This window comes from Bradyrhizobium sp. MI1.4 (genome assembly GCF_055811315.1).
On record NZ_JBVVPP010000021.1, the window covers coordinates 23358 to 49997 of the forward strand.

Annotated in this window: 25 protein-coding genes and 1 tRNA gene; 7 read left to right on the top strand and 19 right to left on the bottom strand. The window is 63.9% G+C overall.

Translation table 11 applies throughout. The annotated features are described in order from the left end of the window. Window positions 1-17 precede the first annotated feature (17 nt). From AC0L23_RS22410 to AC0L23_RS22420, 3 genes are read right to left on the bottom strand one after another with little or no spacing between them, the layout of a single operon-like run. A complete protein-coding gene (locus tag AC0L23_RS22410) occupies window positions 18-431 on the bottom strand; it encodes a Rieske (2Fe-2S) protein (RefSeq protein WP_018457577.1) in 414 nt (137 codons plus the stop codon). Next, a complete protein-coding gene (locus AC0L23_RS22415) occupies window positions 431-1540 on the bottom strand; it encodes an amidohydrolase family protein (RefSeq protein WP_018457576.1) in 1110 nt (369 codons plus the stop codon). The genes AC0L23_RS22410 and AC0L23_RS22415 overlap by 1 nt, the downstream gene beginning before the upstream one ends. Before the next feature lie 23 nt (window positions 1541-1563). Continuing rightward, on the bottom strand, window positions 1564-2622 hold the full coding sequence (locus AC0L23_RS22420; RefSeq protein WP_085361664.1) for an amidohydrolase family protein: 1059 nt from the start codon (window positions 2620-2622) through the stop codon (window positions 1564-1566). A gap of 169 nt (window positions 2623-2791) precedes the next feature. On the opposite strand from AC0L23_RS22420, the gene AC0L23_RS22425 reads away from it, so the two are divergent. Next, entirely contained in the window at window positions 2792-3274 is a 483-nt protein-coding gene (locus AC0L23_RS22425; RefSeq protein WP_018457574.1) for a CinA family protein, read from the top strand. A gap of 57 nt (window positions 3275-3331) precedes the next feature. On the opposite strand, the gene AC0L23_RS22430 is transcribed toward AC0L23_RS22425, so the two are convergent. The 9 genes from AC0L23_RS22430 to AC0L23_RS22470 form a co-directional block, all read right to left on the bottom strand. Next, window positions 3332-3685, bottom strand: coding sequence for a nuclear transport factor 2 family protein (locus tag AC0L23_RS22430; protein WP_018457573.1), 354 nt, complete (start codon window positions 3683-3685; stop codon window positions 3332-3334). Window positions 3686-3695: 10 nt separating this feature from the next. Continuing rightward, window positions 3696-5168, bottom strand: a complete 1473-nt coding sequence (locus AC0L23_RS22435) for an amidase (protein WP_085361663.1) — start codon at window positions 5166-5168, stop codon at window positions 3696-3698. 230 nt (window positions 5169-5398) lie between these two features. Beyond that, the gene (gene mbfA, locus AC0L23_RS22440; RefSeq protein WP_018457571.1) at window positions 5399-6370 is read right to left on the bottom strand and encodes an iron exporter MbfA; all 972 of its coding nucleotides are present in this window, start codon (window positions 6368-6370) and stop codon (window positions 5399-5401) included. 62 nt (window positions 6371-6432) lie between these two features. Continuing rightward, window positions 6433-7584 carry an alpha/beta hydrolase gene (locus tag AC0L23_RS22445; protein WP_085361662.1) on the bottom strand — a complete coding sequence of 384 codons (1152 nt, stop codon included), beginning with the start codon at window positions 7582-7584 and terminating at the stop codon, window positions 6433-6435. A 134-nt stretch (window positions 7585-7718) separates the two neighbouring features. Continuing rightward, window positions 7719-8588, bottom strand: coding sequence for an MBL fold metallo-hydrolase (locus AC0L23_RS22450; RefSeq protein WP_085361661.1), 870 nt, complete (start codon window positions 8586-8588; stop codon window positions 7719-7721). Window positions 8589-8604: 16 nt separating this feature from the next. Further along, a complete protein-coding gene (locus AC0L23_RS22455) occupies window positions 8605-9798 on the bottom strand; it encodes a serine hydrolase domain-containing protein (RefSeq protein WP_085361680.1) in 1194 nt (397 codons plus the stop codon). A gap of 25 nt (window positions 9799-9823) precedes the next feature. Then, window positions 9824-10435, bottom strand: a complete 612-nt coding sequence (locus AC0L23_RS22460) for a glutathione S-transferase family protein (RefSeq protein ID WP_018457568.1) — start codon at window positions 10433-10435, stop codon at window positions 9824-9826. Between the two features lie 156 nt (window positions 10436-10591). Continuing rightward, a complete protein-coding gene (locus AC0L23_RS22465) occupies window positions 10592-11434 on the bottom strand; it encodes a fumarylacetoacetate hydrolase family protein (protein WP_085361660.1) in 843 nt (280 codons plus the stop codon). 128 nt (window positions 11435-11562) lie between these two features. After that, complete coding sequence (locus AC0L23_RS22470) at window positions 11563-12411, bottom strand: MBL fold metallo-hydrolase (protein WP_026233400.1); 849 nt, start codon at window positions 12409-12411, stop codon at window positions 11563-11565. Window positions 12412-12547: 136 nt separating this feature from the next. Between AC0L23_RS22470 and AC0L23_RS22475 the strand changes: the two genes are divergently transcribed. Beyond that, window positions 12548-13024, top strand: coding sequence for a DUF3775 domain-containing protein (locus AC0L23_RS22475; RefSeq protein ID WP_018457565.1), 477 nt, complete (start codon window positions 12548-12550; stop codon window positions 13022-13024). Window positions 13025-13036: 12 nt separating this feature from the next. Here the strand turns inward: AC0L23_RS22475 and AC0L23_RS22480 are convergent, their stop codons facing one another. The 3 genes from AC0L23_RS22480 to AC0L23_RS22490 form a co-directional block, all read right to left on the bottom strand. Further along, on the bottom strand, window positions 13037-14026 hold the full coding sequence (locus AC0L23_RS22480; RefSeq protein ID WP_085361658.1) for an NADPH:quinone reductase: 990 nt from the start codon (window positions 14024-14026) through the stop codon (window positions 13037-13039). Continuing rightward, entirely contained in the window at window positions 14023-14805 is a 783-nt protein-coding gene (locus AC0L23_RS22485) for an SDR family oxidoreductase (RefSeq protein ID WP_085361657.1), read from the bottom strand. The genes AC0L23_RS22480 and AC0L23_RS22485 overlap by 4 nt, the downstream gene beginning before the upstream one ends. A 127-nt stretch (window positions 14806-14932) precedes the next feature. Then, complete coding sequence (locus AC0L23_RS22490) at window positions 14933-15445, bottom strand: CvpA family protein (protein WP_018457563.1); 513 nt, start codon at window positions 15443-15445, stop codon at window positions 14933-14935. 118 nt (window positions 15446-15563) lie between these two features. Here AC0L23_RS22490 and AC0L23_RS22495 point away from each other — a divergent pair, with 118 nt between their 5' ends. Next, on the top strand, window positions 15564-16325 hold the full coding sequence (locus tag AC0L23_RS22495) for an SDR family oxidoreductase (protein WP_085361656.1): 762 nt from the start codon (window positions 15564-15566) through the stop codon (window positions 16323-16325). A gap of 64 nt (window positions 16326-16389) precedes the next feature. Here the strand turns inward: AC0L23_RS22495 and AC0L23_RS22500 are convergent, their stop codons facing one another. Continuing rightward, window positions 16390-17982, bottom strand: a complete 1593-nt coding sequence (locus tag AC0L23_RS22500; RefSeq protein WP_085385072.1) for a GMC family oxidoreductase — start codon at window positions 17980-17982, stop codon at window positions 16390-16392. A gap of 120 nt (window positions 17983-18102) precedes the next feature. Further along, on the bottom strand, window positions 18103-19560 hold the full coding sequence (locus tag AC0L23_RS22505) for a coniferyl aldehyde dehydrogenase (protein WP_085361654.1): 1458 nt from the start codon (window positions 19558-19560) through the stop codon (window positions 18103-18105). A 312-nt stretch (window positions 19561-19872) separates the two neighbouring features. On the opposite strand from AC0L23_RS22505, the gene AC0L23_RS22510 reads away from it, so the two are divergent. After that, a tRNA-Met gene (locus tag AC0L23_RS22510) sits at window positions 19873-19949 on the top strand. Window positions 19950-20066: 117 nt separating this feature from the next. Here the strand turns inward: AC0L23_RS22510 and AC0L23_RS22515 are convergent. Further along, complete coding sequence (locus AC0L23_RS22515; protein WP_026233807.1) at window positions 20067-20378, bottom strand: ArsR/SmtB family transcription factor; 312 nt, start codon at window positions 20376-20378, stop codon at window positions 20067-20069. A gap of 93 nt (window positions 20379-20471) precedes the next feature. Between AC0L23_RS22515 and AC0L23_RS22520 the strand changes: the two genes are divergently transcribed. Both AC0L23_RS22520 and AC0L23_RS22525 read left to right on the top strand, forming a co-directional pair. Beyond that, window positions 20472-21224: an SDR family NAD(P)-dependent oxidoreductase gene (locus tag AC0L23_RS22520; RefSeq protein ID WP_085361679.1), complete on the top strand. Its 753-nt coding sequence runs from the start codon at window positions 20472-20474 to the stop codon at window positions 21222-21224. A 281-nt stretch (window positions 21225-21505) separates the two neighbouring features. Then, window positions 21506-22405 carry an alpha/beta fold hydrolase gene (locus AC0L23_RS22525; RefSeq protein WP_085361653.1) on the top strand — a complete coding sequence of 300 codons (900 nt, stop codon included), beginning with the start codon at window positions 21506-21508 and terminating at the stop codon, window positions 22403-22405. 149 nt (window positions 22406-22554) lie between these two features. Here AC0L23_RS22525 and AC0L23_RS22530 read toward each other — a convergent pair whose 3' ends face one another. Beyond that, window positions 22555-23046: a hypothetical protein gene (locus AC0L23_RS22530; RefSeq protein ID WP_018459438.1), complete on the bottom strand. Its 492-nt coding sequence runs from the start codon at window positions 23044-23046 to the stop codon at window positions 22555-22557. 263 nt (window positions 23047-23309) lie between these two features. Between AC0L23_RS22530 and AC0L23_RS22535 the strand changes: the two genes are divergently transcribed. Further along, window positions 23310-26366 (top strand): ATP-binding protein, encoded by a 3057-nt coding sequence (locus AC0L23_RS22535; RefSeq protein WP_085361652.1) that lies wholly within the window; start codon window positions 23310-23312, stop codon window positions 26364-26366. Window positions 26367-26640 lie beyond the last annotated feature (274 nt).

Below are 26640 nucleotides of genomic sequence, written 5' to 3' on the forward strand. Positions count from 1 at the left end.
GCGCAACCTGCTTCTCGCTACAGCTCCACCACGACGTAGTCGCTCTCGATCTTCACGGGTATCGTCTCGGCGACATACGGCCCCTTCACCACGCTTGCACCCGGCTCGACATGGGCCGGGTAGGCCTTCACGCGGAAGCGGCGAGGGTCGCAGTAGGACTGGCCGGTGCGGATGTCGAACTCCCAGCCATGCCAGGGGCAGCGAATGATCTCGCCGAGCTTGGTATATTCGATCTCGCCCGGATCCTTCGATTGCGCGAGCCCGATCAAGGGTCCCTCGCACAGCGCAGCGCCCTGATGCGGGCAGCGGTTCATCAGGCCGAAATATTCACCCTTGATGTTGAAGATTGCGATCGGCCGTCCGTCGATCTCCAGAAATTTTCGCGTGCCGGGCGGAAGCTCGTCGACCGCGGCAATCACATGCCGCGCCATCAACTGATCCCGTACAGCTTCTTCGCATTGCCGAGATAGAAGGCCTCGCGGTCGTCGTCGCTGACGCCCGCGGGCAGCACGCGCGACGGCTCGTCGTAATCCCAGTGCGGATAGTCGGTCGCGAACAGTAGCCGGTCCCAGCCGATCCACTTGATGACATCGAACAGATCCTCGCGCCGCTCCGGATCCTCCATCGGCTGCGTCGTCCACCACACCTGCTCGCGGATATATTCGGACGGCGGCCGCTTGACATGCGGCACCTCGCTGCGCAGGCGCTGCCAGACTTTGTCGAGCCGCCATGCTAGCGACGGCGCCCAGCCGAAGCCGGCCTCGATCATCACCATCTTCAACTTCGGGAAGCGCTCGAACACGCCCTCCAGCACGAGGCTTGCGAGCGCCGATTGCTGGCACTGCGAGTGGCCGACCATCTCCTCGATGTAATAGGAGGGCCAGCCCGACGGCGTGATGGGGTTGCCGCCGAAGCCGAAGGCGTGGACGCCGACGGGAAGGCCGGCCTCTTCCGCAGCCTGATAGATAGGCCAGTAGCGACGCTGGCCGAGCGGCTCGACATTGCGGCTGAGCAGCAGCACCTGCACGAAATTCTTGTCGCCGGCACGCTCGCGGATTTCCGCGGCGGCTGACAGCCCGTCCTCATTGCCGACGACGATGGACGCCTTCAGCCGCTTGTCCTTGCTGGTCCATTTGTCGATCTGCCAGTCGTTGATCGCCGAGCACAAGGCCGCCGAAAGCTCGTGATTGCGGATGCCTTGCCCGGTGTTGAGCGGATTGAGCACGCCGAGCTGCACGTTGTTGGGATCGAGCAGCTGCTTCTGCATGAAGGACAGCGAGGAGCCCTGCGGCCCGCCTTCCGGCGGATAGGCGTCGCGGCGCGAGGCGTTGGGCTGGGCCTTCGGATAGGGCGGGCCTTCCATCATGCCCTGATAGGCATGGACGCCGTACACTTCGAGATGATGCTGCCAGCGTTTGGCCAGGTAGGGATAGAGCTCGGCGCGGGTCGCGCGTGCCGGATGGATGTCGCAGTCCGCGATCGCGGTTTTGACGGCCAGTGGGGAAGCGGCTTCGGAGCTTTCGCGGAACTGAATATTCATCGCCTTGCCTCCTTTGGCAGCGGCTAAGTCAGGCGGGGATAGGTCGCTTGCGGATTATCGATCATGATCTTGCGCACGAGATCGGGGGTGAGACCTGCGGGCAGCGCCTCCTGGCCGTCGAACTGCCAGTGCGGATAGTCGGTGGAGAATACGACCAATTCGTCGGACTGCATATGATCAAACAGGCGAATTAATGTCGCCTCATCCGGCGGTGCATCGAATGGCTGCAACGAGAAGCGGATGTTGCTGCGCACAATGTCCAGCGGCGCGCGATCAACCCACGGCGTCTCCATCCGCACCCCACGCCAGAACTTGTGCAGGCGCCATAGAAATGGGGAGATCCAGGACACCCCGGATTCAAGCATCACCATCTTCAGCCGCGGATATTTGACGAACACGCCCTCGACGATCAGGCTGGTGAGCTGGGTCTGGAACGCCTGGGCCTGACCGGCATAATCCTCGATGTGGTAGGAACCCCAGCCCACGGCGGTCGGCGGATTGTGATAGGCGGAACCGGCATGAATGCCGATCGGTAATTCCAGCCGTTCCGCCGCCTCGTAGATCGGCCAGAGCGCGCGCTTGCCGAGCGGCGTATCGCCCATCACGAGCATCAGCACCTGCACGAAGCGGCGGTCCGTCGCACAGCGCTCGATCTCGGCGACGGCCTTCTCGACGCTTTGGGTGGGGATCACGATCGAGCCGCGCAGCCGCGGATCGCGATCGAGCCATTCCTTCACGAGCCAGTCGTTCAGCGCGCGGCAGAAGGCGGCCTGCAGATCCTCTGAAAACACCATCTGCACGCCGTAGAGCGGATTGCAGATGGCGTGCGAGAGCTGGAAGGGATCGAGCACATGGCGCTGCATGTCCGCCAGGCTTTCACCCGGCTTGCCGCTTTCGGGGCGCCAGTCGGGCCGCGCCGTGATCGGCGAGTTCTGCGGGTAGGATTGCGAGATGAGATCGACCATGCCGCGCGTCGTCACCTGATCGCGCCAATACTCGTTCAGGTACGGCAGCAGGCTGGTCAGATGCGGCACGGCCGGATGCACATCGCAATCCACTCCGCCGGCGATCAGGGACGCCATGACGTGTCCTTCACGTTTCCTCGTCGCGTCTTTCCCGCGGGCAGAGCTTGGCCGCTCCGCCCTTTGGCCGCCATTCAAGCAGGCCTGCCCGTTGGCTGCAACTCGGCCAACGGCGCTGTCATATGCTAGAAAGGCCGAGCTCGGTTGCGAAGCAATAAGGGGTCAAGGAATGAAAGAGCTCGTCGGCATTGCGGAACAGGTCGCAGCGAAGCTGATCGCGCGCAAACAGACCATTGCTGTTGCGGAATCCTCGACCGGCGGCCTGATCTCGGCCAGCCTTCTCGCGGTGCCCGGCGCGTCCGCTTATTTCCTCGGCGGGGCCGTGGTCTACACTCGCGATGCCAGGCGCGTGCTGATGGATATTTCGGACGAAGGAATGAAGGGCTTTCGTTCCTCCTCGGAGCCCTACGCGCAATTGCTGGCCGGGCAGATGCGCAGCCGTTTCAACTGCGATTGGGGCCTGTCGGAGACCGGGGCGTCCGGTCCCACCGGCAATCGCTACGGCGATGCGGCGGGCCACAGCTGCATGGCGGTCGCCGGGCCCGCAGTCGAGGTGATGACGCTTGAGACGGGCAGCAACGACCGCTTGGCCAATATGCAGACCTTTGCAGCGACAGCGCTGAAATTGCTGCTGAAGAATCTGGAGCGGTGAGCTCGCGGCCTCCCGAATATCTGGCTGTGCCGGAGAATGTGTGGTGTGACGCGCTCTTTACCGCGACACGTGCGCCGACACCGCCAGCCACGTCCCGTTCGTCTTCGCCCAGCAATCGGTATAGCGCCCGGTGGCCTGCTGGCCGTCCGCATTGGTGTAGCTCGTTGCCGCGTGGATGATGGCGAAATCACCCATGATACGGATGATGACGTCGTGCTCTCTGAGGTTTCGGATCGCAATCGGCCGCGCCGTCTGCTTCAGGAAGGCCTCGCGATCGACCAGCGTCTTGTCGGGATTGGAGCAGTAGAACTCCGGCGCCAAAATCTCGTCGAAGCGCTTGACGTCGCAATTCTGCACCGAGGCCACATAGTCGCGGTTGAGCGCGGTGAGCTGTTCGAGGTCGTTGCTCATGGGGTTTCTCTCAGTCATTGAACAAGGGCGGCGGCACGAACCCGCCGAACTCGCGTTCGATCAGCTCGGCGAGCTTCAACGGCGTGTGGTCCTCGAGGAAGGGCCCGATGATTTGCACGCCGACCGGCAGGCCGTCCTTCGATAGGCCGAGTGGAACAGCCGTTGCCGGCAGGCCCGTCAGCGTGGCGATGCCGGGCCACGCAAGCTGGTCCGGATAGGCGTGGTCCTTGCCATCGATGTTGATTCGGCGCTTTTCCTGCTCCGGCGAATGATCATGCGGATAGGCCGGCGTGGGCATGATCGGACAGATCACCGCATCGAATGTCTTGAACAATTGCCGCCATTGCGCGCGCAGGCCGGCGCGGGCGCCCTCGTCGAATACCCAGGCCTGATGCGTGCTGGTGATACCACGCAGCCGTTCGGCAGCGAGACTCTTGTCGTCGGGTGAGAGCTGCGCTGCACCGGCACGCGCGCCCGCGAGATTGTCCGGCGGAAGGAAGGCGCCGAGGAAGCTCATCAGCATGCGCATGTAGAGGCGAGAAGCCTCCGTGAAGTCCGGAAACAGCGGACTTTCGCGCGCCACGCGCGCGCCCGTGCCCGTCAATTGCCCCGCCAGTTTTTCGATCGCGCCGCGAATATCTGCATTCGCAGGCAGCAGCGGATGGCTGTCGATCACCAGCACCCGGAAATCCTTCAGCGCGCGGTGTCGCGCCTCCGGCAGCGCGAGCTTGTATCCGATGCCCAGGTCCAACGGATCGGGGCCTGCCACCACGTCCAGGAGCAGGGGCAGGTCGACTGCGCTCCGCGCCATCGGACCGATCACCGCCATATCGCGCTCCATCGGGATGGCTGGAAAGGGCGGCGGCGTGTGGCCACGCGTTGGACAGAGATTGTAGGTCGGCTTATGCGCATAGACCCCGCAATGGAAGGCGGGCACGCGCAACGAGCCGCCGATGTCGGACCCAAGCGAGAGTGGTCCGTAGCCTGCCGCGAGCGCCGCAGACGAGCCGCCCGACGAGCCACCCGGCGTGCGGCCGAGATCGAACGGATTGTTCGTCGTGCCGTAGATCTCGTTGTAGCTCTGCCAATCCGCCAAGCCCACGGGGACGTTGGTCTTGCCGAGGATGACGCCACCGGCCTCCTTGACCCGGGCGATCGACAGCGCGTCCTCCGCCGGCTTGAAATCTTTCTGCGGCGTCCAGCCCCAGGTCGTGGGCAGGCCGGCGATGTTGTAGGATTCTTTCACAGTGATGGGGAGACCGAGCAGCGGCTTTCGCTCGCCGCGCGCCAATGCGGCGTCTGCCTCGCGTGCGGCGTCCAGCGCACGGTCGAAATCCCGGACGCAGATCGCGTTGACCTTGCTGTCGTGCCGTTCGATGCGGTCGATCGCATCCTGCGTGAGCTCGACCGCGGAAACCTTCTTGGCCGTCAGTGCCGCCGACAGCTCGACCGCGCTCTTGAAGCTCCATTCGGATTTGGCCATCCCGCATCTCCTGTTCTTAGCGTGGAACAATGATGCGCAGTTTGGCCCAGCACCGCAACCGCCGTTTGATCGCGATTGACATCTGAGCAAGACGGAACGCGGTGAGCCAAGCAACCACTCGCAGTCATCGCCCGGCTTGACCGGGCGATCCAGTATTCCACCGGCGCCGATTGGACACGGACAGGTCGCGGCGTGCTGGATGCCCGGTCAAGCCGGGGCATGAAGGCGTCCTACGCCGCTCCGATCAATATCCCCACCGCCAGCACGATCGCGCCGCCGAGCACGATCTGGAACACGGCCTGGAGGAACGGCGTGTCCATGTAGCGCGCGCGGATGAAGGCGATCGCCCACAATTCGAAGAACACGACAATTCCGGCGATTCCCGTCGCGATCCAGAATGCGTTGGCCCAGCTATCGGGCACGAGATAGGGCAGGGTGTGCCCAAGCCCGCCGAGCGTCGTCATCAAGCCGCAGGTGAGACCGCGCAGCCAGGGCGAACCACGCCCGGTCAGCGAGCCGTCGTCGGACAGCGCTTCCGCAAAGCCCATGCTGATGCCGGCACCGATCGAGGCGGCGAGGCCGACCAGAAATGTTTGCCAATTCTGATGCGTGGCGAAGGCAGCCGCAAACAGCGGCGCCAGCGTCGAGACGGAGCCGTCCATCAGGCCGGCGAGACCTGGCTGCACATATTGCAGCACGAACATGCGCCGGTTGGTGCGGTCTTCCTCGGCGCGCACGTCTGAACTCAGGATCCGGTCCGTCAGCTTCGCCGCCACCTCTTCGTGGCCCTTCTCGGCCTCGGCCAGATCGCCGAGCAGGCGGCGCACGCCGACATCCTGCGCCTGTTCAGCGGCCTTCACGTAAAAGCGCTCGGCCTGCAATTCCATTGTCTCGACCTCCTTGCGGATGGTGTCGAGCGACAGGTTTTTGGTGAGCCAGACCGGACGGCGGCGCAGGAAGCCTTTGACGTCCTCGCGGCGGATCGGGGGCAAATGCGGACCGAAGCGCTGCTCGTACATTTCCAGCAGCATGTGGCGATGGCCGCGCTCTTCCTCGGCCATCTGTTCGAAGATCTTGGCGGAGTCCGGATAGCGCTCCTTCAGGTCTTCGGCGAAGCTCATGTAGATGCGGCTGTCCTCCTCCTCGGAGGAGATTGCGACCGCAAGCACCTCGCGCTCGGTCAGATCGGCAAAATTCTTCACGGCGGCCCTGTCTGATTAGTTTAGAATAATTCTAAACTATATAGGGCGCTTGGGTTCCCGGGTCAAACCACGCTTCGGCTCTTCGCCAGGAAATCGAGCAGCAGGCGGCTCACCTCGGCCGGCTGCTCCTGCTGCACCCAGTGACCGGCGCCGTCGACGAGGTGGCAGCCCAGCAGCTTCGTGCAGGCCCGCGCCTGCATGGCCTCGAATACGCCGGGACGCTGATAGGTGCCCCAATCCTGCTTGCCCGAGATGAAGCAGGAGGGGATGTCGATGTTGCGGCCGGCCAGCAATTGGAGCTGGCTGTTGAATGCGCCCGATGTGCCGCAGCGGTACCATTGCAGGCCGCCCTGGAATCCAGTGCGGCCATATTCGGCGCTGTAGTAGCCGAGCTCGCGGTCGGGCAGCCATTGATTGGCGGCGATTGCGGCCTGCGAGGGCATCTCCTTCGCGACCGTCTCGGCCATGGTCTCGTTCAGGTCCATCACATAATAGGTCGGCAGCTTCGCAAGCTCGTTCGCCGACCAGGATTTCAGCGGATATGGCTTGTTGTCGGTCCAGTCCGCGCTCTTGTGATGATAGTAGGCGCGCAGGAAATCATGCACGCCCTGTGGCGCGCGGTGCATGTCGGCATTGGCCGGGCGTGTCGCATAGTACCATTGATAATGCTTGCGTGGACGCGGCAAGGCGGCGAGCTCGCGATGCACGGGGTCTTCGGCCGCTGGCTTTACCGGCGTGTCGACCGTGTTGAACGGCAGCGGCGGCGCTCCGCCGAATGGCGCGCTCATCATCGTCACCGAACGAAATACGTCGGGCCGCATCAGCGCGCACCAGGCCGCGACTGGGCTGCCGAAATCATGTCCGACCACGTCGACTTGCCTGTAGCCGAACGCCGACACCAGCCCGAGCGCATCCCGCACCAGGTTGAAGAGCGAAAAGGGCGCGAGATCGCCGTCATACTCCGCGCTCCATCCCGTCGTCCGGCCATAGCCGCGCTGGTCCGGCGCGATCACGTGATAGCCAGCCGAGCTCAGCGCCGGCATCACCTTTCGCCAGGAGAAGGCAAGCTCGGGAAAGCCGTGCAGCAGCAGGGTGCAGGGCCGCCCCTTGGTCTCGAAGCCGGCCTCCAGCACATGCATGCGCAGGCCGTTGATATCGTCGACATAGCGTGAGCGGATGCCGGCGGGGAGCGGGATGTCGGGGAGCATTGTCATTTGCTTTCTCCACACGGGTGGAATCGTAAGGTGGGCAAAGGCGCGCTTCGCGCGCCGTGCCCACCATCATTCTACAACGCGTTTGGCATGGTGGGCACGCTTCGCTTTGCCCACCCTACGATTGCGCCATTCGACTACACCGCCGCGCATACGAAGCCACTGCCCTTGCGCCGGATATTCCCAACGGACGGCGAGGGGAAATGCGCGGTGCAGCACAACGTGTCGGTATCGCAATAGCGTTCCAGGAAGCTGCGGCGCGTCGTTGCCGCCTTGGCCTGATCGAGGTCGAACTTGACCGACAGCTCCGGATAGAGCGTCTGCAACGGCGAGTGCATGAGGTCGCCGGAGAACACGGCGTCATCCCTGCCGTGGCCCATCGTGATGGCGATATGGCCCGGCGTGTGGCCCGGCGTCGGCAGAATACGAACGTGGTCGCCGATCTGGTGATCGTTGCCGACAAGCTCGTGGCGTTTGGCCTCGACCACCGGCAGCACGCTGTCGGCGAAGGGCGGCACCTCCGCCTTCGCGTTCTGCTCGGTCCAATGATCGAACTCCTGCTTGGCGAAGACGTAGCGCGCTTTCGGGAAGGTCGGCACCCAGCGGCCGTTCTCCAGACGCGTGTTCCAGCCGACGTGATCGACATGCAGATGCGTGCACATCACGAAGTCGATGTCGTGAGGCGAGAATCCGGCAGCGTTGAGTCCGCGCAGATAGGTGTCGTCGGTCTTCATGTTCCATTTCGGGCGCTGCGGCCGCGGCTTGTCGTTGCCGATGCAGCTGTCGACCAGAATGGTGTGGTGCGGCGTCTTGATCACATAGGACTGGAAGCACAGCATCAATGTGTCGCTGTCATCCAGGGCTTTCGCCTCCCTCATCCACGCGCGGTTCTCGGCCAGCAGCTCCGGTGTCAGCCCCGGCAACATCTCCAGCGCCGGGACGAACGAGGTTTCCTGCTCGATGATGCGATGGATGGTGAGATCGCCGACCGCGTATTTCAGGCTCATGCTCGCTTCCTTGCACTCAGCGTGCGTCACGCACGGACGGAATGACGATGTTGGAGAGGACGTCGATCGCGGCCAGCCCTTCCTTCGGCTGGCCGTATTGGGCAGCGGTGGTCATCATGACGAGGTCAAGCTCAGGCACGATGAAAATGCGTTGTCCGCCCCAGCCGAAGGCGCCAACCCATTTGATTTCCATCCCGCCGGCCAGCGAGCGGCCCATCCACCATTGATAGCCGTAGAACAGCGTGCCGCCGAAATAGCCGATCGCCTGGAAGCGCGGCGCGATCGATTGTGCAATCCAATCGGCCGAGACGATTTGTTGGCCGTTCCACTGGCCGCGATCGAGCACGAGCTGGCCGAGCTTGGCGGCATCTCGCGGACGCAAGCGCAGGCCGGCGGCCGCCGCGATCTTGCCGTTCTTCGGGTAGGCCTTCCACTCGAAATCGGTGATCCCGAGCGGCTGGAACAGCACCTCGCGCGCAAACGTCTCTAGCGGCTTGCCCGAGACGCGTTCGAGGATGTTGCCGAGCAGTTCAGTCCCGCCGCCATTATAGGTCCAGAGTACATCCGGCGGTGCGGCGATCGGTCTTGCGAGCACATAGCTGATCGGATCGGCTTCAAAGGTGAGATGCGGCTCGTCGTTGTTCGGATCGGTCCATGCTCGCGCCTCGTCCCATTTCATTCCCGAGGACATCGTCAGCAGATGGCGCAGCGTGATGGCCTCCCAGCCCGCTTGCTTCACCGCCTGATGATCGGGGAAGAACTTGAGCACAGGCTCGTCGACGCCTTCGATCAGCTTGCGATCGATCGCGATGCCGACGAGCAGCGAAACGATGCTCTTCGATGCCGAACGGATGTCGTGCTTCGTCGTCGCGGTGAATTCGCGCTGGCCTTCCGGTTGTCCCCAGGGTTGGTCGTAGCCGGCGAAGTATTGCTCGAAGACGAGCTTGCCGTGGCGCGCGACGACAACCGAATGGACCGAAGTCGCGCGTTGCCCGAGTCGGGCGGCGATGCCGCAAAGTTGCGCGCCGTCCATGCCGACGCTGTCGGGCGACGCAGTCATCCAGCCGTCGTCGGTTGACGATGGCGGTTCGCAGGCGAGGTTTCGCTGTCCAGGCACCATGCCGTCGGCTTGCACGGAAGTGGTTGAGACGGTCAACGCGAGCATGAGGCTCGCGCCGAGAATGCCGAGGCGGGGGAAGCGATCGAGCATCATCCTTCTCCCCGCCGTCGCGATACTACGCCGCTGGCGGCACTGAGATCTTCACGGAGGGCCGCTCCAGCATTTTCTGGTGGAACGCGTCGAGCTTCGGATAGGCCTTGCGCCAGCCGCAATCGGCGAAGCGGAAGTCGGCATAGCCGAGCACGCAGACGAGGCCGATCTGCGAGATGTCGAACGGACCGTTGAGGACATCGGGCATGTTCTCGAAGCGCGCCATGCCGGTCCAGGCCCGGTTCCAATGGTCGTCCGACCACGCCTGCCATTGCAGGCCCTGCGGCCGCACCATCTTCTCGTAGCGGCACAGCAGCATGGAATCGAGCATGCCGTTGATCAGGGAATGATTGGTCTTGGCCTTCCAGCGCCGCGGACCGTAATCGGGGATCAGGCTGCCGCCGGCCATCTCATTGAGATATTCGACGATGACATACGAGTCCAGGATGACGTCGCCGTCATTGGTGATCAGCACCGGCAGCTTTTTCAGCGGCGTGATGCGTGAATAGTCCTCGTTGGCCGTGCCGGGCGCGACGCTCGCCGGCGTGAGTTCGATCTTGTCGATCAGCCCGAGCTCGATCGCGGCGATGCGCACCTTGCGGGCAAAGGGCGAGGCGGGGGAGAAGGTGAGCTTCATGGGACAATTCCCTGCGATCGGTCTTGAGCAAATGGTGTCTCGTCCGTCATGGCCGGGCTTGACCCGGCCATCCACGCGCGTCCGCGTGGATAGACTGTGAGACGTGGATGCCCGGGACAAGCCCGGGCATGACGACGAGTGTGCGCTGGCCGCGGCTTACGCCGCGACGATCTCCTGGCGCTGCTCGCCGAGGCCCTCGATGCCGAGCGTGATGACGTCGCCGACATTGAGGAAGGTCGGCGGCTTCATGCCGAGGCCGACGCCGGGCGGGGTGCCTGTCGTGATGATGTCGCCCGGCAGCAGCGTCATGAACTGCGAGACATAGGAGATGCACTTGGCCATCGAGAAGATCATGGTCTTGGTCGAGCCGGTCTGACGGCGCTGGCCGTTCACGTCGAGCCACATCGGCAGGTTCTGCACGTCCTTGATCTCGTCCTTGGTGGCGAGCCAGGGACCGAGCGGGCCGAACGTGTCGTGCGACTTGCCCTTGGTCCACTGACCCAGGCGCTCGATCTGGAAGGCGCGCTCGGAGACGTCGTTGCAGACGCAGTAGCCGGCGACGTGGTTGAGCGCGTCGGCTTCCGAAACGTATTTTGCGCGCGTGCCGATGATCGCGGCGATCTCGACCTCCCAGTCGAGCTTGGTCGAGCCGCGCGGCTTCTCGATGGCGTCGTTCGGGCCGGACAGCGAGGTGTTGGCCTTCATGAAAATGATCGGCTCGCTCGGGATTTCCGCGCCGGTCTCCTTGGCGTGGTCGCTGTAGTTGAGGCCGATCGCCACGAATTTCGACATGCCGATAACGGGGGCGCCGAACCGCGGCTTGCCGGAGACGGCGGGCAGCGAGGCCGGATCGAGCGCCGCCAGCTTCTTCAGGCTCTCGGGCGAATAGGCCTCGCCGGTCAGGTCCTTCACATGCGCCGACAGGTCCCGCAACTGGCCGGATTTGTCGATCAGGCCGGGCTTTTCCGCACCCTTCTCGCCATAACGAACAAGCTTCATTCTCGTTTCTCCCTGGAATGGACCGATCGGTTAAACAGCTTCATGGAACAGGGCGGCGGGAAATTCAACCGCTCAAAGAGGGCGCATTGCAGCCCTCTCGATTCGGGAGGTTCGTCCGGGGCACGAGACTAGGCCAGCGCCTCGAACCTGAATGCGTCCCCATCCCGCTTGATGTGCCCGGCCGAAAAGTGCCCGCCGATCACCAGCGTCGGGGTGTCGGCAAACCGGCCGAACAATTCGCGCCGCGTCGCGGCAGATTGGCTCTGATCGGAATCCGCGTTCGAGGACCAGCCGAGATGCGCCATCTGGCAGGGATGATGGGCGACGTCGCCCGTCAGCAGTCCCTGCTCGCCGTCCGACCGGATCAGAACGCTCATATGCCCGGGGCTGTGGCCGGGGGTTGGGATCATGCTGATCTCCTCGCTGAGCCGGTGGTCGCTCGCGACCAACTCCGCCCGGCCGGCATCGACGATCGGCTTCACGGAATCGACAAACACGGCCTGCTTGTCCGGCTCGGTGGAGTGGTCGCGCCAGTGCTGGTATTCGGTCTTGCCGAAGACGTAGCGCGCGTTGGGGAAGCTCGGCACCCATTTGCCGTCGACCCATTTCGTGTTCCAGCCGACATGATCGACATGAAGATGCGTGCACAGCACGGTATCGATGCTGTCGGGCGGAAAGCCCGCCGCAATCATCGTCTCCAGGAATGGTGTGGTGCGATTGTTCCAGGTCGGGACGTTGCGGCCCTGCTTGTCGTTGCCAAGTCCGGTATCGACCACGATGCGGCGCGAAGGAGTTTCGAGCACCAGCGAATGGATCGACATTTTCAGCCGGCCTTCTTCCGTGGCGAAATGCGGGATCAGCCAGGGCAGCTTCCGGATTTCATCGTTGGTTGCTGCCGGGAGGATGAAGCGGGTTGAACCCACCGTCTCCATCTCGACGAGTTTGGTGATCTTGACCCTGCCGACTTTCCACTGCATCCGGCGCATCCCCATGTTCTTGTTTGATGTTCTTGCTTTGCGGGGGAACATGCGCAGTTTCGCCCTCAGGCGCAATGGATCATCTGACGCCGTGCGGCGTTATCGCGGGAACCCAGGGAAAGACAAAGGGCCAGCCATGCCAGAGCTTGCGATTTCCGCGGAGAAGGTCGCCTTCATCATCGAAAAGGCGCGTGAATTCGACGTCAAGCAGGCGGATTCCGATCCGGATTCCGGCTCGAATGCGACTGATGACGATGCGGTCGACGTCCTCGAGGATGACGGCTCCGATCCGGTCGTCAACGAACTCGGAAGTTTCATCGTGGCCATGAACGAGGACGAGCAGATCGATCTCGTCGCGCTGACCTGGCTCGGCCGCGGCGACGGCACGATCGACGATTGGGACGATTTGCGCGCACGCGCCGTGGAGGCACGCGCGGAGTATCGCAGTCCCCGGCGCGAGACGGCGCATTATCTGCTCGGTGAGCCGATGCTGGGCGATCTGCTCGCCGACGGGCTCGATGAATTCGGCGTCGACTGGACCGACGGAGACCTGGTGGCCGATTCATCCGCTCCAAGCCAGCGGGACGAAGACGAGATCACCAAGCAGCGGTGATTCCGGCCGATATCAGCGCGCGCAGTCGACCACCACGGTGCCGAGCTTGTCGCCTTTCTCGACGGCGACATGGGCCTGCGCCGTCTCCGACAGCGCAAACTGCGCCGCGACATTGTGGATTCGCGGCCCCGCTGCCAGCCATTTCGAGATGTCGGCCTGCGCCGCCGCAAGCAGCGCCGGCGGCAGCGCGAACAAGACGAGCGAGCGGAGCGTAATGCACTTCTCCATCAGCTCGCGCATCGGCACGGTCGGCGTGCGGTTGCCGTTCGTGGCGTAGACCGCGATTGTCGAATTCATGGCCATCAATTTCAGGGTCGTCGCGATGTTGCCGCCGAAATCGACATCGACCAATTGGTCGACCCCGCGTCCGCCGGTGAAGGCCATGGCCTTGGCAACGACATCTTCGTCCCTGTAATTGACCACGAGATCGGCACCGGCTTGTCGCGCATGCTCGCCTTTTATCGCCGAGCTGACGGTCGCGATCACCTGCGCGCCGCCCCATTTCGCGAGTTGCACGGCGTAATGCCCGACTGCACCCGCGCCGCCGGTGACCAGCACCGACTTGCCGACGATCGGCCCGTCCGCAAACAGGGAGCACCACGCCGTCATTGCGGGAATGCCCAGCGTCGCGCCTTGCGCAAAAGAGAGATTGTCCGGCAACGGCGTCACCAGATGCTCGGCAAGCGCGATATATTCGGCCGCGGTGCCAAAGGCGCGGCCGTTGCGCTGGCCGTTGAACAGCCAGACCCTGTCGCCGATCTTGAACCGCGTCGCGCCATCGCCGATCTGGTCGATAAAGCCCGCGCCATCGCTGTTCGGAATGACGCGCGAAAATTCCTTGGCGCGATAGCCGCCCCCGCGCCGGCCGACATCGGCCGGATTGACGCCGGAGGCTTCCAGGCGAATACGAACTTCGCCTGGACCTGCGACCGGCGTGGCCATCTCACCATAGGTGAGGACGTCCGCCGCCGGTCCTGTCTCCTCGTACCAGACCGCCCTCACAGCGTTCCCGGGAAGGCACCGCCATCGAGCAGAAGGTTCTGCCCGGTGATGAAGCCGGCCTTGGCGCCGCACAGGAATGCGCAGGCGTAGCCGAACTCCTCGGGATCGCCGAAGCGGCCCGCGGGATTGAGCTTGGCGCGCTCGGCCAGAACCTGGTCCGGCGTGATGCCGCGCTTCTCGGATTCCCCCTTCGCGGTGCTGCGCAGGCGATCGGTCTCAAACGGGCCCGGCAGCAGGCCGTTGATGGTGACGTTGTTGATCACGGTCTTGCGCGAGAGGCCGGCGATGAAGCCGGTGAGGCCGGCGCGCGCGCCGTTGGAGAGACCGAGGATGTCGATCGGCGCCTTCACCGCCGCTGAGGTGATGTTGACGATGCGGCCGAACTTGCGGGCCATCATGCCGTCCACCGTCGACTTGATCAGCTCGATCGGGGTCAGCATGTTGGCATCGATTGCCTTGATCCAGTCGTCGCGGGTCCAGTTGCGGAAATCGCCGGGCGGAGGTCCGCCGGCATTGTTGATCAGGATATCCGGCTCGGGGCAGGCCTTCAGCACCGCCTCGCGGCCCGCCGGCGTCGTGATGTCGCCGACGATCTCGGTGACGGTCACACCAGGATAGGCCTTGCGGATGTCGTCGGCCGTCTTCTTCAGGGCCTCGGCGCCGCGCGCGGTCAGCGTGACGTGAACGCCGGCCTCGGCCAGCGAGATGGCGCAGGCGCGTCCGAGGCCTTTGCTGGATGCGCAGACGATGGCGCGGCGGCCTTTGATCCCAAGATCCACTGTTTCACTCCCGTAATGTCAGGCAGGTTTTTAGAGCCGCTATTCTAGCCAACCTTGGCGCCGCTGATAAGGGATTGGCTCGCATCAAAATGCATGCACGCTTGCGCGGCGATGCAAATGCGCCTCATCAGATGCGCCGCTCCTGCTTGAGACGGTCGATCGCGGAGGCCGCCTCCGGCGGCAGCGACTTGAAGCCCATCTGGCCGACCGTCGAGAACAGCGGCCGCAGATGCGAACCGGCGAGGAACGGCGGCTGCCGGTTGGCCGGCACGATCTGGTCGAACACCAGCACCAAGGTGGTGGCGACGAGGCCGACCCTGATGGCGCCGAGCGCGGCGCCGCCGAGGCGGTCGCCGATGCCGGCGTCGCGTATCGTGTCGCTCAGCGCCAGCCGGCCGAGATGTCCAAACAGCATGCCGACCACCACGAAGATGCCGAAGAACCAGATCCAGTTCTGCAGCAGCGGCGCATTCGGATTGCCCGCGACCTGCGGGACGATCAGCGGCATCAGCGCAACCGCGATGGGGGCGGCGAGGAGATAGGCCAGGATCGTCATGGCGCTGCCGAGCAGGCCGGTCCTGAAACCGAAGCCGATCGCGATGGCGAGCGCCGCATAGACGGCGAGATCGAAACTGTTCATGCGCGGGAGCCTGCCATGGAACGAGTGAACGCAGAACCGATCATTCCGGTTTCAGATCGTTAAAATCGTCTGTATTGATGGCCAAAACCGATGACCCCAAAGCTCAGGGACGCGCCCAATGTCAGACCTATTCGACGTCAGTCGAGAAACCATCCTCGTCACAGGTGCGAGCCAGGGCTTGGGGCGGCAATTTGCCCGGGTGTTGGCGGCACATGGCGCGGCCGTCGCGCTCGCGGCGCGGCAGACCGACAAGCTGAAGAGCCTGGAAGACGAGATCCGCGGCAAGGGCGGCCGCGCCGCCGCCGTCGCGCTCGACGTCACCGACATCGCATCGATCGCCAGGGCCGTCGATGCCACGGAAGCCGCGCTCGGCCCGGTCACGGTGCTGATCAACAATGCTGGCATCGCGATCGAAAAGCTCGCGACCGAGCAGACCGAGGCCGATTGGGACGCGGTGATGGGCGCCAATCTCAAGGGCGCCTATTTCCTCGCGACCGAGATCGCGCGCCGCATGATCGCGCGCAAGCAGGCAGGCAACATCGTCAACATCGCCTCCGTGCTCGGCACCGGCGTGCTGAAGGCGGTGTCGCCTTACGCGATCTCCAAGGCCGGCATCATCCAGGCGACCAAAGCGATGGCGCTGGAGCTTGCGGGGCAGAACATCCGCGTCAACGCGCTGGCACCCGGCTACATCGACACCGAGATGAACCACGCGTTCTGGGCGACGCCGCCGGGCGAGCGCCTGACCGAGCGCATTCCCCAGCGCCGCATCGGCGCCGAGTCCGATCTCGACGGCGCGATCCTGCTGCTGGCCTCGAAGGCCTCGCGGTACATGACGGGCAGTGTGGTGACGGTGGACGGCGGGTTCTTGCTGAATTGAGAAGCTGCTATCGTCCCAGCCCCCCATGCGCAATTGCGCACTAGGCCGGGACGACGAGGTAGAGTCACCGCATCTCGCCCCTGATCATATCCGCCGCCTTCTCGCCGATCATGATCGCCGGCGCATTGGTGTTGCCGCCGATCAGTGTCGGCATGATCGAGGCGTCGACGACGCGCAGACCTTCCACGCCGTGCACCTTCAGCGCCGGATCGACCACGGCCATCGCGTCGGTGCCCATCTTGCAGGTGCCGACGGGGTGATAGACGGTGTCGACACGCGCGCGCAGGATGGCGCGGATATCGTCGTCCGTTCTCACATCGGACGTGAACATGTCCTTCTTCTGCAACGCGCGCATCGCGGGCGTCTCCATCAGCCTTCGCGTCGTCTTGAAGCCCGCGACCATCGTCTCGAGATCCTCCGCCTCGCCCAAGAAATTCGGATCGATCAGCGGCGCTGCCAGCGGATCGGCGCTTTTCAGCCAGACGCTGCCACGGCTCTTCGGCCGCAACAGGCAGACATGGCACGAGAAGCCCGCCTCCTTGTGCTTCTTGCGGCCGTGGTCGTCGAGCGTCGCGATGATGAAGTGCAGCTGGATGTCGGGCACATCGAGGTCGGCCCGGGTCTTCAGGAAGCCGCCACACTCGGCGAAATTGGTGGTCATCAGGCCGCGCCGCTCCCGGCGGTATCGTTGGATGGCGCGGAGCAGGGATGGTAGCCGGCCGAGCGACGAATGGACGAAGTGTGGATAGTCGGAGGCGTAGACGAACACGAAATCCGGATGATCCTGCAGATTGCGTCCTACGCCCGGCAAATGATGCACGACGTCGATCCCGTGGGCGGCAAGCGCCTTGCCGTCGCCTATGCCCGACAGCATCAGCAATTGCGGTGACTGGAAGGCGCCGGAGGCGAGGATCACCTCGCGACGGGCGCGTAGCTTCTTTGTCTGCTTGCCCTGGACATATTCGATGCCGACCGCGCGCCCACTTTCGAACAGGATGCGCGTGGCATGCGCCTGCGTCTCGACACGCAGATTGGCGCGCTTGTCCATGTGGGGATGCAGATAGGCGCGCGCCGCGCTCCAGCGCTCACCATTGTGCTGGGTCACCTGGTAGCTGCCGAGCCCTTCGTGATCCTCTTCATTGAAGTCCTCGCGGATGCGGAACTGCGCCTCGCGGGCGGCCTGATGGAAGATGTCGTGGATCGGATTGTCCGCGCGCAGTCTGTTGACATGCAGCGGGCCGCCCTTGCCATGATAGGCGCCGTCGAAATCGGCGTTGTTCTCCGAGCGCTTGAAATAGGGCAGCACGTCCGCATATGACCAGCCGGCATTGCCGAGCGAGGCCCAGTGGTCGTAGTCCCATTTGTTGCCGCGGATATAGACCATGGCGTTGATCGCCGAGGATCCGCCGAGTCCCTTGCCGCGCGGTTGATAGCCGATCCGGCCGTTCAATCCCTTCTGCGGCACGGTATCGAAACCCCAGTTCGCCGCCTTGTATGGCAAAGCCAGTCCGAACGGCGTGGTGATCCGCCAATTGTCGTTCCGACCGCCGGCATCGAGCAGCGCCACGGATGTCCCCGCATCCTCCGACAGCCGCCCCGCCACCGCGCAGCCGCCGGAGCCCGCGCCCACGACGACGAAATCGAATGTGTCCGTCACTGATGTTTCCCCCTGCATTCATTCTTTCCGTCATTGCGAGCGCAAGCGAAGCAATCCAGACCTTTGCCGCGGAGGGATTCTGGATTGCTTCGCTGCGCTCGCAATGACAGGTGCTGAAACCTACGACATGAATCGCATCATCTTCTCCAGCCGCGCGATCTTGCCGCCATAGGGCGGATAGAGGTCGGCGAGGCGGTTGAATTTCGAGCGATAGAACACCGGCTTCAGCTTGCTGAACGTGCGAAAGCCCCATTCGCCATGATAGGCGCCGGTGCCGGATGCGCCGACGCCGCCCATCGGCTGGTTGATCTGCGCGAAGTGGAACAGGCAGTCGTTGATGGTGACGCCGCCGGAGACGGTGCGCGCCAGCACCTCGTCGCGCGCAACGCGGTCCTTGCCGAACCAGTACAGCGCCAGCGGCCGGTCGCTGGCGTTGACGAAGGCGATGGCATCGGCCGGTTCGCGATAGCCGAGCACGGGCAGTACGGGGCCGAAAATCTCCTCCTGCATCACCGCCATGTCTTCGGTTGCGCCCACGATCAGCGTCGGCGGGAATTTGCGGTGCGCCTTCCAGTTGGGATCGTCCGGTTCCGCCGGCTGCAGGATCTTTGCGCCGCGGCCTGCCGCATCCGCGACGAGATTTTCCAGCCGCGCATAATGCCGGTCGGAGATCACGGAGGTGTAATCCTTGTTGGCGGGATCGGTGCCGTACATGCGCCGCATCTGCGCGCGAACTTTTTCGGCGAAGGCCTGCAACGCGCGCTCGGGCACCAGCACATAGTCCGGCGCGATGCAGGTCTGCCCGGCATTGAGCAGCTTGCCGTAGGCGATGCGCTCGGCGGCCTCTTCGAGGTCGGCCGAGGCGTCGATGATAACAGGCGACTTGCCGCCGAGCTCGAGTGTGACGGGCGTCAGGTTACGCCCCGCGGCCTCCGCCACCAGCCGCCCCACCCGGGTCGAGCCGGTGAACACGAGATGATCGAACGGCAGATGCGCGAAGGCCTTTGCGACCTCGTCTTCGACGCCGGTGACGAGCAATTCCGCAGCGTCGAACCGCGCGGCGACCGTCTCCTTCAGCAGCGCTGAGAAATGCGGCACGAGCTCGCTCGGCTTGATGATGACGCGGTTGCCGGCGGCGAGCGCGCCGATGGCGGGCGCGAGCGTCAGCTGCAGCGGATAATTCCAGGGCGCGATGACGCCGACGACGCCGAGCGGCTGCGGCATCAGCCGGTTGCGCGCGGGCAGGAATTGCAGCGCCGTCGAAACGCGCTGCGGCGCCATCCAGCTCTTGAGGTGCTTGGTGGCATGACGGATCTCGGAGAACACCATCATGGTCTCGGCGATATTGGTCTCGACCGCGCAGCGGTGACCGAAATCGGCCGAGATCGCCTGCCGGAAGCGCTCCTCGTTGTCGGCGACGACAGTGCGCAACCGCGCCAGCCGGTCGAGCCGCTCGGCGAGGCCAGGCGCCGGCTCGGCCCGCGACCGCTCGACCATGGCATGGAAGGCGTCTTCGAGGCCCCGAAGCGGGGCGCTCGGCGGGGGGCGATCTGAGGGGCGATCCAAGGCGTGGTCCATGGCGTTCTCCCCCATTAAGTGGCGTTTCCGCCTGGTTTTGTTGCCGCAAGCTGGCCCCTTGTGGAACTTCTGGCAAGGGCCGGCCAAATAGGCTGCAAATTCGTCCACCGCGCTGTCATAAAGTCGAAAAAAACGTCCCCACAGCCCTTTCCAAAGGCACCCCGGGTTGGTACATACCGCCCGCACCCAACGGGCTTTGCCCGGGGTTGCCTTCCAAGGAAGCCTTCGGGACGGACGAAGCAAGCCACGCGAACAGCGCCGGCCCTTCATTCACCGTCCCCGGCGCTTTCACGAAGGCAAAGCAACGGTTAACGCGGGGTGGAGCAGCCCGGTAGCTCGTCAGGCTCATAACCTGAAGGTCATAGGTTCAAATCCTATCCCCGCAACCAAGTTCGGACCTTACCGGTCCCGATCCGAAAATGGCCCGCTTCACGCGGGCCATTTTTGTTTTGGCCGCGCTCCGGTGGAAACGTCGGTCGCACCTTGCGCAAGAGTGGGGGAACGGCTCACTCCGGATAGCTCAGGATCATCTTCAGCAACTTCGGAAACCGCGCGTTGATGTCCTCCTCGCGCAGGACATTGCGGTGCTGGACGCCTTGCTTTGACGTCCGGATCAGGCCGGCCTCGCGCAGGATGCGAAAATGGTTCGACAGGGTCGACTTCGCCATGTCAGGGCAGGGCGCCGCCTCGGTGCACGACATGCAATCACTCTGTGCGGCCAGGCTTTTGACGATCCGCAGCCGCATAGGGTCCGCGAGCGCTCCCAGCACCCCAGCCAGTGAAATCTCGCTCCGCGATGGGTGAACGAACTGCACCATGCACAAAATATAGCACCTCCCTTGAACTCATTCAATAGTTCACTAGTATTGAACTATTGAATATCGGCGTCGCGCCGGATGATGGAGAATGTGATGACCAAGAGACTCGAAGGAAAAGTTGCGCTCGTGACCGGCGCATCCAAAGGCATCGGTGCCGAAATCGCCGCGCGGCTCGCAGCCGAGGGTGCGGCGGTCGCCGTCAACTACAGCGCCAGCAAACAGGCCGCCGACAGCGTGGTCGCCGCCATTGTCGCCAAGGGCGGCAAAGCGATCGCCGTTCACGGTAATCTGGCCGATGCCAAGGACGTGAAAAGCGTAGTCGCGGATACCGTGAAGGCGCTCGGTGCGATCGACATCCTCGTCAACAACGCGGGCGTTTACGAGTTCGCGCCGCTCGAGGCCATCACGCCGGAGCATTTCCACAAGCAGTTCGATCTCAATGTGCTGGGCCTCCTCCTGGTCTCAGGAGAGGCGGCGCGGCACTTCAACGCCAATGGCGGAAGCATCATCAACATCAGCTCCGCGGCGTCGACCCTCGCGCCGCCGAACGGCGCCGTCTACTCCGCCACCAAAGCATCGGTGGATGCGATCTCCGCCGTGCTGGCCAAGGAACTGGCGCCGCGCAAGATCCGCGTCAACGCCGTCAATCCCGGCATGATCGTCACCGAGGGGGTCGTGTCCGCCGGCCTGCACGAGGGCGACATGCGAAACTGGATCGAATCCACCACTCCGCTTGGCCGAGTCGGCAAGGTCGAGGAGATCGCTGCCGCGGTGGCCTTCTTCGCTTCGGACGACGCATCCTACGTCACGGGCGAGACGCTTCACGTCGCCGGCGGCCTTCGCTGAATTTGTTGGTTTACAGAAGGAAATGGCACGCCTTGCGCGCGCCATTTTTTGTTTTGGGGCGTCCTCGATCATGCATGTCCTGCTTGGCTGAGCTTGGGTTCGTTCGGACCATGCCGAAGCGCGTCCCGTCGCCGTCGGTGGAGCTGCCAAGCGTAAGCGCGATCAGCCCAGAGCATGCCATCCGGGAAGGAACCCAGGATGGCGCCGGGCGTCAACACGAGGACACCGGGCCCGTCCGGTGCTCGATTGTTGGCTTGCCGTCGTTCGGAAGGAGAGGGCCAATGCAGTTCGAGGATTTCGACGCCGCCGATGTTCAGGCGGACGAGGCCCGGATCTTCATCCGTCGGGCCGGTTCGGGGCCGGCCGTTCTCCTGTTGCACGGATTTCCGCAGACGCATCTGATGTGGCGAGACGTTGCGCCGTTGCTCGCGCAAAAGTTCACCGTGGTCTGCGCCGATCTTCGCGGATATGGCCGGAGCGATTGTCCTCCCTCCAGTCCGGACCATGCGCCATATGCAAAACGAGCAATGGCAAACGACATGGTGTCCGTCATGACGAAACTCGGCTTCGACCGTTTCTCGGTCGCGGGCCATGATCGTGGCGGCCGTGTCGCCTTTCGGCTCGCGCTTGATCACCGCGAACGCGTGCAGCGACTTGCCGTCCTGGATGTCGTTCCTATTGCCGACGCCTGGGAGCGCGCCGACAAGAACCTGACGGTCGGCTATTGGCCGTGGTCGTTGCTTGCGCAGCCTGAACCTCTTCCCGAGCGGTTATTGTCGGCAGCCCCCGACGCCATCATCGACAATGCGCTGCATGGCTGGGGGTCTTCGGCCGGCAGCTTCAGTCCGGCGGTGCGAGCAGCCTATATCGACGCGTTGAGCGATGAGGCGCATGTTCACGCGATCTGCGAGGAATATCGTGCGGCCGCGACACTCGATCACGCGCACGATGTGGCGGACCGTCGTTCCGGCCGCCGAATTGACTGCCCTGTGCTCGTGCTCTGGAGCGGTCGCGGCCCCCTCAACGCGTGGTATGCGAGCGAGGGCGGCCCCTTGGGGCTCTGGCGGGCGTGGGCAGATGACATCGACGGAAAGCCGCTTGATGGCGGGCACTTCTTCCCGGAGGAGCTTCCGCAGCAGACTGCGTACGAGCTGAACCGGTTTTTTGGAGGCGGTGGATAGGACCAGCGTCTTGGCAGTGCTGCTTCCTTCGACAGCACGGTCTTGGCAAGCGCGAGGGCTGCCCCCTTGGGGCGAACGGCGATCGGAAGCAAACACTACGCCCGCGCCAGTCGCGCGGGCGTGATGCGTCTTGCGTACTACAGAATGCGTCAGGATCTGTGCGGACAGACCATCGTCAGATTGAGCAGCGTCGGCTTGTCCGAGCCCTTCTTGTAGTCCCACTCCAGCCGGATCTCGTGCCGGTGCGCGAAAGCGTCGCTGGCTTCGTGGGTGATGATCTTCGTCTTCATCGGGATTGGCGGCTCGGAGTTGAAGCATTTCCGGACGCAGGCATCGAGCAGATCGCATCGCGTCAGCGGAATGACGCCCGGCTCATCCCTGGACAGGGGGACTGTGTTCGGCTGGGTGCTGAGGTCGACGCGGGCCCGGCCCTTTTCCTTGTGCCAGTACTTGGCGCTGCCCTGCGGCCAGTTCGATGCCGGGTTCAGAATCAAATGGTACTGGCCGTATTCCAAGGTCGGCAGGTCGATGTCCTCGGACTCCTTGAGCTTCGCGACGCTCTTCTTCATGTTCGCCAAAGGATAGTAATTGCTATTCATCAAGTCTCGAAATGCCTTGCCGCTATATACCAGTCCGGCCATCGCCTCTTTCCTTCATATGTCTGTTTGTCAAAATCTCTGGTGCGGTGGCCGAAAATACGCGTCACGCTACGGCCGATCACGCTGTTTGTTGTGCGCCCTCAACGCTACCACTCAGGAATGTATTTCGTCCAGAGAGCCTCCATCCCGTAACGTCGCCTATGTCGCAAGCCCAATTGCCATGCACTTTCCTATAGGTATTGTTGGGTCGAACGCCTCGCGGGGATTGGGGTGAGGCTGCCGAGGCAGTGGTTGAAGGCGCTGGAATGCATTGCTTCGCTTGTCAGTCGGCGATTGGTCCGGGCGACCGCTGGTGCTCCAAATGCGGAGCGGCGGTGCGCCAGCCCGTCGACCCCGACAGCGAACGACGCTTTGTGACGATTCTGCGTGCCGACGTCGTCGATTCCACAGGTCTTGTTGCCGAACTGGAGCCGGAGGCGGCGGTGTCGCGCCTCGAGCCTGCTCTTGCGGCGATGAGAGGCGCGGTGCGCCAGTTCGGCGGCATCGTCAGCAAGGAGTTGGGTGACGGGTTGGCCGCCGTCTTCGGCGCCCCGATCGCCGACGACAACCACGCGCCCTTAGCCTGCCACGCGGCCATCGAGCTGGTCCGGCGTGTTGGCAGTCTGGGCGATCCAGGACTTCAAGTCCGGGTCGGCCTGCACTCGGGTCATGTGGTGGCCTACATGGTCGCGAGCGAATTTTCCAAGGTCTACGAGATCGGCGGCGCAGCCCAGCACCTCGCGGCTCGGCTGGAGACGGCAGCCGAGGCGAACCAGATCTATGTCTCCGAAGCCTGCCAGGAGCTGGCGGACGGACACGTCCGCTTTGAATTCCTTGGCCGCAAGGCGCTCCGTGGTTTCGGCGAGCCCCTGCCTGTCTACCGGGTGATGGGTGCGAGTGATCTGTCGAGCTGGCGGGTCCGACGTGCGCGGAGCGTTTCCAGATTCGTCGACCGCACGACGGAGCGGGCGTTGTTGTGGCGCGCTGCGGATAGGGTTGCTGCCGGCCGGCAGACGGTTCTGCTGATGGGTGACGCCGGCATTGGCAAGTCTCGGCTTGCGCATGAATTCGCGCAGGACCTCCGGGCTGGCGGCTGGCGGCTGATCGATGTCGAGTGCAGCCCGAATCTCCAGGGTGCGCCGTACAGCGCGCTCAAGCGCCTGTTGCTCTCGATCCTCGATACGTCAGCAAGAGATCAGACCAAGACGGATGATCCCAGAGACGAATTGCCGGTGGTGCAACAGCGGGCTCTCGACGCGATCCTGGATTTGCCGGTTTCCGATCCGCAATGGGATGAATTGGAGCCTCACGCGCGCGGTCGTGCGATTTCAGACGCAAGCTGTGCGATCATCGAGAGCGTCGCCCGTCGTCAGCGTACGATCCTTTTGATTGAGGACCTGCACTGGATGGATCGGGCCAGCGATGCGGTCGTCGCGACCCTTTCGGGGCTGCAATGCCCTGATTTGCTTGTGCTGCTGACGACGCGGCCCAATGGAATGCCGGTGTGGATCGCGAGCTGCCGCGCGGAAATCGTGGCGATGCGGCCTCTCGATGACAATTCGGGGCTGGCCATGCTCGCGGACATGCTTGGTCCCGCCACGACCAACGAAGACCTGAAGAATCGGATCATCTCTCATACGGCCAACGTTCCGCTGTTCATTGAGGAGGTCTGCCGCAGTTTGAAGGACAGCGGCATGCTTCTTGGCCAGTGGGGCGACCTTTCCCTTGCGCGTCCTGTGGACGAACTCGGCATCCCCAGCAGCATTCAGGGTGTGATCGCGGCGCGGCTGGATCGTGTGTCACGACAGGAACGATCGCTTCTCCAGATCGCCGCGGCGCTTGGACCCCGGGCCGACCAGGCCACACTGCGAAGAGTAGCGGCCGTGCCGGAAGACGTCCTGCAGGATTGCCTCACCGCGCTCGACCGGGCCGAGTTGCTCGTCAGGATCGACAGTGAGTTGGAGGATTCGCTCGAGTTCCGGCACGAGATGGTCAGGCAGGTGACCTACGATTCGATGGTCGAGAAGGTGCGGGAAAGCATCCATGCCAGCATTCTGGCGGCTCTCGAGACCGACGAGGCGTGGACCGACGGTCCGGATACGCTCTGCTATCACGCGACCCGAGCGAAGGATTGGCGGAAGGCTTTTCAGCATGGCAGGAGCGCGGCTCGAAAATGTCTGGTGCGCTCGGCCTTTGCCGAAGCGGTCGATTATTTCGAGATCGCGATGGGTTCTCTCGACAAGATCCCGGTGACGCACGCGCGCGAAACGGACGCCATCGACCTGCGGATGGAGGCGCGATTGGCCTTTGCCGGGTCGGGGCGTGTCGCCGAAGCCCTGGATTTGGGGAGCGAGGCCGAACGGCGAGCCGATGCGATTGGCGATATTGAACGCAAGGTCGCGGCCATGACCATGAGAGCGGGTGCCCAGAATTTCTATGGAACGCCGGTTGAAGCTGTCACGATCGGGGAAGATGTGGTGCATCTGGCGGAAAGCTCGGGAAATCCCGCTTGGCGTAATCTCGCGCAATACAGTCTCGGGCAGGCCTATTTTCTTTCCGGCCGCTACGATCGCGCCGAGAAGATGCTGGCCACCGCCCGCGTCCACCTTGCGGGTCTGACCGCGAGTGCTCCGATCGGCACGACCCCACGATCTTTGCTCCTGCTTTGCTGCATGATGAACAGCGTCACTCACACGGTGATGGGCCAGATCGATGCCGCCGAGCAGCTCCAGCAGCAAGCCGCAGCGATCGCGGAGGAGACCGGCCGCCCCTACGACCGCGTCGCCGCGGCCTATAGCGGCGGCTGGCTGATGCTCGGCCGCGGCGAGCCGGCGGCGGCCGCGGCCATTCTCGAGAATGGTTTTGTCCTGGCGCAGAAGCACGGCATCCGGCTGTTCGTGCCGGTGCTCGCCTGCCGTCTCGGCATGGCCTATCTGGAGCAGGGGCTGTTTGACCGGGCGCGCGGCATGCTGACGGAAGCGCGTGAGGAAGCGAAGGCGGTCGGCTATACCTCGGCGGTGCTTCGCAGCTCGATCTACCTGGCGCTCGCCACCCACCGTCTCGGCGACGTCCAGGCCGCGCAGAACATGCTGCGCGAAGCGCGCAACACCGCGCGGCAACAGGGGTTCTCCGGCCTGGAGGCGGAGGCGCTGTTCGGCGAGGCCGTGGTGACGCCGCCGTCGGATCCGGAGGCCAGGGCGGCGATCCTGAGCGCCCTGCGCGCGACCATCGCGATCGCCGCCGAGAGCGGCGCGCTGCCGCTGCGCCACAAGGCCGAGGCGATGCTCAACGAGATGCAGGCGACGGGTGACGAGCTCAGCTGACGGCAGCGGCGGCCGGGCCGCTATCGGGGCCGAAATCTGCCCGACGCGTCAAATAAATTAAGCAGGCGCCGCAAGGAGTTAGCTACTGTGCATGGGGTTGTTTTCGCCCTTTATCTTGAAGGGCCCTTCATGGTGCAGCGCGGAGGACGGCACGCTTGTGCCGCCCGCTCCGATGACTATGCCCTTGCGCGCGCAGCAAGGTCGGCTACCGTCGGCCCTGGCCACACGGCCAGGCGACTTTTGATTTCAATTTTTTAGCATCCGATTTTGCGGC

Coding starts and splice junctions, on each gene's coding strand:
- AC0L23_RS22410 (WP_018457577.1), bottom strand. CDS start 431: ATGGCGCGGCATGTGATTGCCGCGGTCGACGAGCTTCCGCCCGGCACG.
- AC0L23_RS22415 (WP_018457576.1), bottom strand. CDS start 1,540: ATGAATATTCAGTTCCGCGAAAGCTCCGAAGCCGCTTCCCCACTGGCC.
- AC0L23_RS22420 (WP_085361664.1), bottom strand. CDS start 2,622: ATGGCGTCCCTGATCGCCGGCGGAGTGGATTGCGATGTGCATCCGGCC.
- AC0L23_RS22425 (WP_018457574.1), top strand. CDS start 2,792: ATGAAAGAGCTCGTCGGCATTGCGGAACAGGTCGCAGCGAAGCTGATC.
- AC0L23_RS22430 (WP_018457573.1), bottom strand. CDS start 3,685: ATGAGCAACGACCTCGAACAGCTCACCGCGCTCAACCGCGACTATGTG.
- AC0L23_RS22435 (WP_085361663.1), bottom strand. CDS start 5,168: ATGGCCAAATCCGAATGGAGCTTCAAGAGCGCGGTCGAGCTGTCGGCG.
- AC0L23_RS22445 (WP_085361662.1), bottom strand. CDS start 7,584: ATGACAATGCTCCCCGACATCCCGCTCCCCGCCGGCATCCGCTCACGC.
- AC0L23_RS22450 (WP_085361661.1), bottom strand. CDS start 8,588: ATGAGCCTGAAATACGCGGTCGGCGATCTCACCATCCATCGCATCATC.
- AC0L23_RS22455 (WP_085361680.1), bottom strand. CDS start 9,798: ATGCTCGATCGCTTCCCCCGCCTCGGCATTCTCGGCGCGAGCCTCATG.
- AC0L23_RS22460 (WP_018457568.1), bottom strand. CDS start 10,435: ATGAAGCTCACCTTCTCCCCCGCCTCGCCCTTTGCCCGCAAGGTGCGC.
- AC0L23_RS22465 (WP_085361660.1), bottom strand. CDS start 11,434: ATGAAGCTTGTTCGTTATGGCGAGAAGGGTGCGGAAAAGCCCGGCCTG.
- AC0L23_RS22470 (WP_026233400.1), bottom strand. CDS start 12,411: ATGCAGTGGAAAGTCGGCAGGGTCAAGATCACCAAACTCGTCGAGATG.
- AC0L23_RS22475 (WP_018457565.1), top strand. CDS start 12,548: ATGCCAGAGCTTGCGATTTCCGCGGAGAAGGTCGCCTTCATCATCGAA.
- AC0L23_RS22490 (WP_018457563.1), bottom strand. CDS start 15,445: ATGAACAGTTTCGATCTCGCCGTCTATGCGGCGCTCGCCATCGCGATC.
- AC0L23_RS22495 (WP_085361656.1), top strand. CDS start 15,564: ATGTCAGACCTATTCGACGTCAGTCGAGAAACCATCCTCGTCACAGGT.
- AC0L23_RS22505 (WP_085361654.1), bottom strand. CDS start 19,560: ATGGACCACGCCTTGGATCGCCCCTCAGATCGCCCCCCGCCGAGCGCC.
- AC0L23_RS22515 (WP_026233807.1), bottom strand. CDS start 20,378: ATGGTGCAGTTCGTTCACCCATCGCGGAGCGAGATTTCACTGGCTGGG.
- AC0L23_RS22520 (WP_085361679.1), top strand. CDS start 20,472: ATGACCAAGAGACTCGAAGGAAAAGTTGCGCTCGTGACCGGCGCATCC.
- AC0L23_RS22525 (WP_085361653.1), top strand. CDS start 21,506: ATGCAGTTCGAGGATTTCGACGCCGCCGATGTTCAGGCGGACGAGGCC.
- AC0L23_RS22530 (WP_018459438.1), bottom strand. CDS start 23,046: ATGGCCGGACTGGTATATAGCGGCAAGGCATTTCGAGACTTGATGAAT.
- AC0L23_RS22535 (WP_085361652.1), top strand. CDS start 23,310: ATGCATTGCTTCGCTTGTCAGTCGGCGATTGGTCCGGGCGACCGCTGG.